The sequence below is a fragment of the Allobosea sp. 05T433 genome (genome assembly GCF_056396065.1).
This window is the reverse complement of sequence record NZ_JBFTKS010000028.1, coordinates 84,402-91,385: the sequence shown is the minus strand read 5'-3', so window position 1 is coordinate 91,385 and position 6,984 is coordinate 84,402. Positions and strand designations below refer to the sequence as shown.

Annotated in this window: 6 protein-coding genes; all 6 read left to right on the top strand. The window is 66.2% G+C overall.

Annotation, left to right across the window (positions count from 1 at the left end; translation table 11 throughout):
* The first annotated feature begins 284 nt into the window (after positions 1-284).
* Positions 285-1,220 carry a transcriptional regulator GcvA gene (gene gcvA / locus AC1DGP_RS28655; protein WP_476770911.1) on the top strand — a complete coding sequence of 312 codons (936 nt, stop codon included), beginning with the start codon at positions 285-287 and terminating at the stop codon, positions 1,218-1,220.
* A 148-nt stretch (positions 1,221-1,368) separates the two neighbouring features.
* Complete coding sequence (locus AC1DGP_RS28650; protein WP_476832796.1) at positions 1,369-2,961, top strand: ABC transporter substrate-binding protein; 1,593 nt, start codon at positions 1,369-1,371, stop codon at positions 2,959-2,961.
* Positions 2,962-3,064: 103 nt separating this feature from the next.
* The gene (locus AC1DGP_RS28645; RefSeq protein ID WP_476823848.1) at positions 3,065-4,012 is read left to right on the top strand and encodes an ABC transporter permease; all 948 of its coding nucleotides are present in this window, start codon (positions 3,065-3,067) and stop codon (positions 4,010-4,012) included.
* A complete protein-coding gene (locus AC1DGP_RS28640) occupies positions 4,009-4,884 on the top strand; it encodes an ABC transporter permease (protein ID WP_476832795.1) in 876 nt (291 codons plus the stop codon). Before AC1DGP_RS28645 ends, AC1DGP_RS28640 begins: the two co-directional genes overlap by 4 nt.
* Positions 4,881-5,885 (top strand): ABC transporter ATP-binding protein, encoded by a 1,005-nt coding sequence (locus tag AC1DGP_RS28635; protein WP_476823850.1) that lies wholly within the window; start codon positions 4,881-4,883, stop codon positions 5,883-5,885. The genes AC1DGP_RS28640 and AC1DGP_RS28635 overlap by 4 nt, the downstream gene beginning before the upstream one ends.
* Positions 5,882-6,982, top strand: a complete 1,101-nt coding sequence (locus AC1DGP_RS28630; protein WP_476832794.1) for an ABC transporter ATP-binding protein — start codon at positions 5,882-5,884, stop codon at positions 6,980-6,982. The genes AC1DGP_RS28635 and AC1DGP_RS28630 overlap by 4 nt, the downstream gene beginning before the upstream one ends.
* Positions 6,983-6,984 lie beyond the last annotated feature (2 nt).

Sequence of the window (6,984 nt, the reverse complement as noted above, 5' to 3'; positions counted from 1 at the left end):
GCCTCGGTCGCCGCAATCACTCGCTCACGCAAATCCTGGCTGTAAGCCCGTGCCATCCCGGCCTCCCGCGTCAGACAAGGAAGGAATCGCACTGTTCGCGGCGCTTGGGAATCCCGGCAGAATCGGAAAACCATGAACCTGCTCTAGCAGCTGGCCCTTCGGAACGGAGGCTCGAACTGCCGGAGACGCAGGGCAAATGCGCTCTGTCCGCGGGCGAATTGCCGTATCCAACCCAACGGCCCATCGCTATTGAACGGTCCTTGTCGATCCGCCCGGAACCCATCGTGCGCCGCGTCCTGCCGTCTCTGCCTTCGTTGACGATCTTTGAGGCGTCGGCGCGCCATTCGAGCTTCACCCGCGCGGCCGAGGAACTGAATCTCTCGCAGAGCGCGGTCAGCAAACAGGTTCAGTCGCTGGAGGCCTTCCTGGGCCTGCGCCTGTTCGAGCGCGTGAGACAGCGCATTGTCCTGACCGAAGCGGGACAGCTCTATCTCGCCAGGGTGCGCGAGGCCCTCGAGATCATGGAATCGGCAACCATGGAAGCGCTCGCCTTCCAGGGCGGCGGCGGAATACTCAACATCGCCACCCTTCCCACCTTCGGTGCGCGCTGGCTTGCCCCGAGGATCGGCGGTTTCCGGGCTCTGCATCCGCGTTTCGCCCTCAGCCTGACCGTTCGGGCCTGGCCCTTCGACCTCGTCGAGGAGAACATCGATATCGCTGTCTATTTCGGCGAGAAGCCCTGGCCCGGCGGTCCATCCGACCTGCTGATGGAGGAAGAGATCATTCCTGTCTGCGCTCCGTCGCTGCTGGCTCCCCACGGGCCCGTCAGCACGGTCGCGGATCTCGATCGGCTCGCCCTGCTCCATCACCGCGCACGGCCGCGAGCCTGGAAGGACTGGCTGCAGCTGGCCGGCGCGAGCGAGGTCAACCCGTTCCACGGCGTTCGCTTCGAGCAGTTCGAAATGATCATCCAGGCTGCGATCAGCGGCATGGGAATGGCGATCGTGCCGCGCTTCATGATCGAAGCCGAACTGGCCGACGGAAGGCTGGTCGCACCATTCGCCCGCGCGATGAAGAGCGCGGAATCCTACTACCTCGTCTGCCCCGAGCGGAAACGAGATCTGCCGGCAGTCCAGGCGTTCCGACGCTGGGTCCTCGATGAGGTGAGCGTGTTCCGGCAGCGCCAGCGCGACGAAAACCGGCTCGCACCGAAGGGCTGAAACTTCATTCCCCGAAGGAATGAAGTGACGCGATCTTATCGTTATGGCCGGCGCTGGCAGCCACCTTACTATGCCGTTCGCGACCACCAGAACCGGGTTTCCGGGATCTGGCAGGGAGAGCGGCTCAATCGCACGGGAGCGGGTTTTGTTGGATTCTTTCGGGTCACGCGCGGCGAGCCTTGCTTTCGCGCTTCTTCTCGTCGCGCCGGCTGCTGCTCTGGCGCAAGAGAGCACGTTGACGGCCCTGCGAACGAGCGACGCCGATCGCTACGACCCCCAACGCACCACGACGCTCGCCGCAGCAGAAGTGCTGTACATGGTCGGCGAAACGCTGGTCACGCTCGACCGCGACCTGAAGACCGTTCGCCCCGGCCTGGCGGAACGCTGGGAGGTCAGCCCGGACGGCCGGACCTATACGTTCCATCTCCGCCGCGACGTGAGCTTCTGCGACGGCAAGCGCTTTACCGCTGCGGCTGTCGTGGGCACGGTCGAGCGCTGGCTCAATCCGGACTTCGCCGGCGTCAGCAAATGGAAGGCGGGCAAGGTCGAGAGCATCAAGGCGCTCGACGACTACACCGTGGAGTATCGTCTCAAGGAACCCTACTCCGAACTGCTCTATCAGATGACGCAGTTCAACTTCGTCATCATCGACCCGGAACAAGCTGCGGCGCTGAAGGATAATTTCGGCATTTCCGCATTCAATGGGACCGGTCCTTTCTGCTTCCGCTCCTGGAAGCCGAGGACGGAGACCGTGCTGACCCGGCACGACGCCTATCGCTGGGGGCCGGCCTTCATGGAGAATGCGGGGCCGGCAGGTGTCGCCCGCTTCGTCTGGAAGATCGTGCCGGAGGCCGCGACGCTCGTCGCCGCCCTGCAGACCGGCGAAGGCGACCTCTCCTATTCGGTTCCGGCCTGGGCCGTCGCCGAGGTGCAGGCGAACCCGAAGATCCGGCTCCTCAATCCCGACCTGGCCTTCCGCACCCATTATGTCGGCATGAAGATCACGCGCCCGCATCTGGCGGACAAGCGCATCCGCGAAGCCATCAGCCTCGCCATCGACGAAGGCGCGATCGCCGATGCCATCTTCTTCGGCGAAGCCGAGGCGGCGAACGCCTATTTCTCCAAGGCGACCCTCGACTTCAATCCCGGGATGAAGCTCGGCGCCTTCCGCTACGATCCGGTCCGGGCCAAGGCACTACTCGACGAGGCCGGCTGGGTCGCGGGCCCCAAGGGCGTCCGCATGAAGGACGGCAAGCCGCTCTCGCTGAATTTCTACGGTTTCACGGGCGACGCCAATCGCCAGATGGCCGAGGCCATCCAAGGGGATCTGCGCAAGATCGGCATCGATCTCAAGGTCGAGCTCTACGACGCGACAATCGTCTGGGGCAAATTGCGGACCCAGGATTTCGATCTCTACCAGATGAACTACCCCTATCTGAGCGCCGGCGAGGCGATGAACCTCTACTTCCTCTCCAGCAACATGCCGACGCCCAACCGGATGAACTGGAACGACCCGGATACCGATCGCCTGATCGAGGAGGGCAACCGCGCGACCTCGCCGGAAGCACGTTACAGCGCCTTCGCCCAGGCCGAGGCTATCGTCCATGAGGCCGTGCTCTGGAAACCGCTGGTGAACGAGAAACTGACCGTCGTCTCGCGGACCACCCTCAAGCCGTTCAAGCCGCACGGCATCAGCGGAGCGGCGCTCTACAACGGGTTGGACCTCATGCCGGCGAAGTAACGGCGAGCAAGCCGCCTGCGCCGCTCGGCGCGCCGGATGTGGAACAGGCGACGGCAAGGGGCACCTGGATGCCCGGAAGCCGTGCGCCCAGGGACGAATCGACGTGACGCGACAGCTGTTTTGGCGCCTCCTGAGCTCGCTACCGATCCTGCTGGGGGTGCTCTTCGCCGGGTTCCTGCTCTTGCAGGTCATTCCCACCGACCCGGCAACCATCATCGCTGGCCCCACGGGGACGGCGGCCGAAATCGATGCTATCCGGCGCCAGCTCGGTCTCGACGCCCCGATCCTGGTGCAGTTCTGGCTGTACATCCTGCGGGTCGCCCAGGGCGATCTTGGCCGCTCGATCATCAACAACGCCCCGGTGCTCGACGAGCTTGCATCGGCACTGGGCCCCACCGTCGAGCTCATGGTGGCGAGCCTGAGCTGGGCGGTGCCGCTCGGCATCCTGTTCGGCACGCTTGCCGCCACACGGCGCGGAAAAGCGTTCGATCGCGCGGTCATGGCGCTGTCGGTGGCCGGCGTGTCGGTACCGGCCTTCTGGGTCGGGCTGCTGCTGCTGCAATTTGCGGCCTATCGCTGGCAGCTGTTTCCGCTCCAGGGCCGTGGCGGACCGCTCTGGACATTGCGGGGCCTGCATCACGTCGCACTGCCGGCACTGATGCTCGGCGTCATTTTCATCGGCCCGGTCGCACGGATGACGCGGACGGCGGTGGTCGAGGTGCTGGGTGCCGATTTCATCCGTACCGCGCGGGCCAAGGGCGCGTCCGAGTTCCAGGTCGTCACGCGCCATGCGCTGCGGACGGCGCTGATCCCGGTCGTGACGCTGATCGGCCTTCAGATCGGATCGCTGCTCGGCGGCGCAGTCATCGCCGAGACGATCTTCTCCTGGCCGGGCGTCGGCCGGCTCGCGGTGGGCGCTATCGTGTCGAGCGATTTCCCGATGGCGCAAGGCGCCATTCTCGTGATCGCCTGCGGCTTCATCGTCGTGAACCTGATCGTCGATACGCTCTACGGCCTGCTCGATCCGCGCATCCGGAGTGCCCTGCGATGAGCGCCCAGGGTCCCGCATCGACCGTAACAGCTGCTCGCCCGTCCCGGCCGGGCATGTTCCAGCGCCTCAGGAGCGACAAGGTCGCGCTCGCTGCGCTGATCCTCCTTCTCGTCATCGTCGCGGCAGCCGTGTTTGCGCCACTTCTGACGCCGTTCGACCCCTATCATACCAATCTCCGGCTGCGGCTGCGTCCTCCCGGCGGCGCTCACCTCCTCGGAACGGATTCTCAGGGCCGCGACCTGTTGACCCGCTTGCTCTACGGCACGAGGACGACCCTGATCCTGGGCTTCGCCGGGGTCGCCATCGGCACCTTGATCGGTGGCAGCATCGGGCTCCTGGCGGCGTTCTATCGCCGGCTCGAAGGGCCGTTGATGCGCATCGTCGATGTCCTGCTCTCGTTTCCCTCGATCCTGTTCGGCCTCGCGCTCGCAGCGATGCTCGGCATCGGGATGGACAGTCTCGTGATCGCGCTGGGGCTATCGGCCTCGCCCCGGATTGCCCGCGTCACCCGCGCGGCGGCGGCCACGGTCATGCAGGCGGAGTATATGGAGGCCGGCCGCGTGATCGGGCTTTCCGACGCGACGCTGATCCATCGCTACCTCCTGCGCAATTGCGCGGCCTCGATCGTCGTCTACTGCACGCTGCAATTCGGCGAGACGATCCTGCTCGCAGCGGCTCTCGGCTTTCTCGGCCTCGGCCTGCAGCCGCCGACCGCGGAACTCGGCAGCATCGCGGCCGAGGGGCGGAGCTTCATCTTCCTGGCGCCGCATGTGTCGACCGCCGCCAGCCTGCTGATCTTCGTGATCGTGCTGTCCTGTAACGTTCTCGGGGACGCCTTCCGCGACCTCACGGATCCGAAATTGCGCCGATGACGACTGAGACACCCGTGATCGAGGTCCGCGGACTGCGCGTCTGCTTCAACACCGCTGCCGGCAAGGTGATGGCGGTCGACGCGGTCGACTTCGCCGTCGGCGCCGGCGAGACGCTCGCCATCGTCGGAGAATCCGGCTCGGGCAAGAGCATCATGTCGCTCTCGTTGCTGAGGCTCGTGCCTGCGCCGGGCGAGATCGCGGCGGGGCAAATCCTGTTTCGCGGCGAGGACCTCGTCGCCAAGCCCGCCCATGCCATGCGCGACATTCGCGGCGGCCAGATCGGCATGATCTTCCAGGAGCCCAACACGTCGCTCAATCCCGTTCAGACGATCGGCGACCAGATCATCGAAGCGATCCAACTGCATGAGCCGGCGAGCCGTGCCCAGGCGCATGCAAGGGCGATCGAAGTACTGCAGCTGACCGGCATTCCGTCACCGGAGACGCGGGTCAAGGCCTATCCGCATGAACTCAGCGGCGGCATGCGCCAGCGGGCGATGATCGCAATGGCGCTGGCCTGCCGTCCCAGGCTGCTCATCGCCGACGAGCCGACAACGGCGCTCGACGTGACCGTGCAGGCCCAGATTCTCGACCTGATGCGGGAGCTGAAGGCCACGACCGGAGCCGCCATCATCCTCATCACTCATGACCTCGGGGTCGTCGCGGAGATGGCCGACCGTGTCGCGGTGATGTATGCGGGGCGCATCGTCGAGACCGCTCCGGTCGGGGCTTTGTTCGACAGCCCCGAGCATCCCTATACCGTCGGCCTCCTCAGCTCGATGCCGGCGATCGATGGCGACGAGGAGCCCCTCACGCCGATCGAGGGCGGCCCGCCCGATCCATTGGCCCTGCCTCCCGGCTGCGGGTTCCAGCCCCGCTGCCCGTTCGCCATTGCGCGGTGCAGCACGCAGGTCCCACCACTCCGCACAGTCAGGCCGGGGCATTCCTCCGCCTGCTGGCGCACACCGCTTCTGGAAACCCTCATGCAGGAAGGGCAGGCATGATGCCGGCTGCGGATGCCGCCACCACGCTTCTCACCGTCGACGGGCTGAGCAAGCAGTTCAGCGTCGCAGGCACATGGCCGTGGCAAAGGCGCAGGCTGAGCGCCGTCAACGACATCAGCTTCTCGATCGCGCCGGGCGAAACCCTGTCGCTCGTCGGCGAAAGCGGCTGCGGAAAGTCCACGGCGGGGCGAATGCTGGTCGGGCTGACGGCCCCCAGCAGCGGACGCATCCTGTTCGAGGGGCGAGATATCGCGACCCTGTCGTCAAGCGAGCGGCGCGCCCTGCACCGCAATGTTCAGCTGATCTTCCAGGACCCTTACGGCTCGCTCAATCCCCGCATGACGGTCGGCGAGCTGATTGCCGAGCCTGCCCTGCTCTTCGGCCTCGCCGACAGGCACAGCGTTGCCGCCCGGGTCTCCGAGCTGCTCGGCCTGGTCGGCCTCGCCGACAGACATGCAGATCGCTACCCGCACGAGTTCTCCGGCGGACAGCGCCAGCGCATCGGGATCGCGCGTGCGCTGGCCGTCGAGCCGCGGCTGATCGTCTGCGACGAGCCGGTCTCTGCGCTCGACGTCTCGGTCCAGGCCCAGATCGTCAATCTGTTGCGGAGCCTGCAGGAACGGCTCGGACTGAGCTATCTCTTCATTTCGCACGGGCTGTCCGTCGTCCGGCACCTGAGCCACCGCGTCGCCGTGATGTATCTCGGCAATATCGTCGAGATCGGCCCGAAGGACGCGATCTTCGCCCACCCGGCGCATCCCTATACGCAGGCGCTTCTGGCCGCCGCGCCGGTTGCGCGACCTGGCGCACGCCGAAGCCGCGCCGTGCTGTCCGGAGACATGCCGAGCCCGCTCAATCCGCCGTCCGGCTGCCGCTTCCATCCGCGCTGCCCATTCGCCGTCGCGCTTTGTCAGCGCGAAGTGCCTGCGCTCACACCGGGCGATGACGGGCGCTCGGTTGCCTGCCACCGCTGGCGCGAGCTCGCATCGACTCCGGCCGCGGCGCAAACCCTGCGGCATGCGCCGCGCACCGCCCAGCTGCTGTCGCTCTATCGCAGTGCTGCGGCCCCCTCCGGCTCTCGCATCGGGACCAACTGACC

Excerpts from the sequence above, each read along its gene's own strand:
- AC1DGP_RS28640 (WP_476832795.1), top strand. The coding sequence starts at position 4,009 with ATGAGCGCCCAGGGTCCCGCATCGACCGTAACAGCTGCTCGCCCGTCC.
- AC1DGP_RS28635 (WP_476823850.1), top strand. The coding sequence starts at position 4,881 with ATGACGACTGAGACACCCGTGATCGAGGTCCGCGGACTGCGCGTCTGC.
- AC1DGP_RS28630 (WP_476832794.1), top strand. The coding sequence starts at position 5,882 with ATGATGCCGGCTGCGGATGCCGCCACCACGCTTCTCACCGTCGACGGG.